The sequence below is a fragment of the Microvirga sp. GN3 genome, from assembly GCF_055792825.1.
This window is the reverse complement of sequence record NZ_JBVVAK010000373.1, coordinates 1-1,339: the sequence shown is the minus strand read 5'-3', so window position 1 is coordinate 1,339 and position 1,339 is coordinate 1. Positions and strand designations below refer to the sequence as shown.

Here is a 1,339-nt window from a genome sequence, read left to right as displayed (position 1 = left end):
CCGGGCCCGCGGCATGTGAACGGCCGCATCAGAGGCCGCACACATGTCAGACCCTGACCACGCGCTGCATCAAACCTGAAGATTCTTCTTGCGCTCTAGCGGGCGTCCACACATGTCGCAAATCTTGGCTGCGGACAGAAAGATGCCGGAGTGGCTTGCAACTGCTTATGCGGCGAGCCACTCGAACCGCTCGGCGAGCGACGGTCGCGGATTCCCGGCGCGTTTCGCCTGTCCTTTGCGGATCATGTGGATCATCTCGATCCCGCTGAGAATCGCGCGAGCACTGTCTATGGACTTGAAGCCAAGCATCGGTCGCACTCGGCGCTTGATGCGCCGATGGTCCTGTTCGATACGATTATTCAAGTATTGGCTTTGCCGGATCCGGATCGGCTTGAGCTTACGCCTTGACCGATCCTGCAGTCGGTTTGCCGTATCGCAGGCCAGGATCGCTTCCCGGTTGGTTTGGCTGCCATCGATGACGATCCGTTCCGGGCGGCCATGCCGCTTCAGCGCTTGGCTCAGGAAGCGCTTGGCGGCAGTGAGATTGCGCCTTTCGCTAAACCAAAACTCGACGGTATCGCCGTTGCTGTCGATAGCGCGGTAAAGGTACATCCATCGACCACGGACTTTGATATACGTCTCGTCGACGTGCCACCTGCCAGTGACGGCCCGCTTGCGGAGGTTGAATCGTTCAAGCAACAGCGGCGCATAGCGTACGGTCCAGCAGTGGACGACGTGTGAGAAAATCCTCTGGGAGCTCCAACGTGCTACAATAGCCGGAGCCTTTCCAGGGAGGTCAGGTAATGGACCCTGTCGATCCGCAGGCCTCACGTGAGACGGTTCAATCGTCCTGTTCCCGCTCAGATCCATCACGGCTAAAGCGCGTTCGGCTGGTGCACATTGATCGCCGGCAGCTGTGCTGGACCATGCTCGATGTCGAGCGACTGGTCGACGAGGACCATCCGGTTCGGGCGATCTGGGAACTGGTGGGCCAGCTTGATCTGTCAGCCTTTGTAGACCAGATCGGTTCGCTTGAAGGTGGAGCTGGGCGGCCTGCCTACGATCCTCGGCTTTTGGTGAGCCTATGGATCTACGCCTACAGCCGCGGCATCGGCTCGGCGCGAGAGGTGGAGCGTCGCTGCGAGCATGATCCGGGCTTCCGCTGGCTGACAGGGCTCCTGATCATCAATCATCATACCCTGTCCGACTTTCGCTTGGCCCATCATGACGCGTTGGACGCGGTGTTCACGCAGGTGCTCGGGATCTTGAGTGCGGAGGGGCTGATGACCCTGCAGACCATCATGCATGACGGCACGAAGATCACCGCGCAGGCCGGACC

General features: G+C 60.1%; 1 protein-coding gene and 1 pseudogene. One reads left to right on the top strand and one right to left on the bottom strand.

Translation table 11 applies throughout. The features are described from left to right. Window positions 1-165: 165 nt before the first annotated feature. Window positions 166-732, bottom strand: a pseudogene (locus ACS5Q1_RS47930) (IS6 family transposase); the annotation flags it as partial. A gap of 71 nt (window positions 733-803) precedes the next feature. Here ACS5Q1_RS47930 and ACS5Q1_RS47925 point away from each other — a divergent pair. Next, a partial coding sequence (locus ACS5Q1_RS47925; RefSeq protein ID WP_473104788.1) for a transposase occupies window positions 804-1,339 on the top strand: 536 nt, incomplete at its 3' end.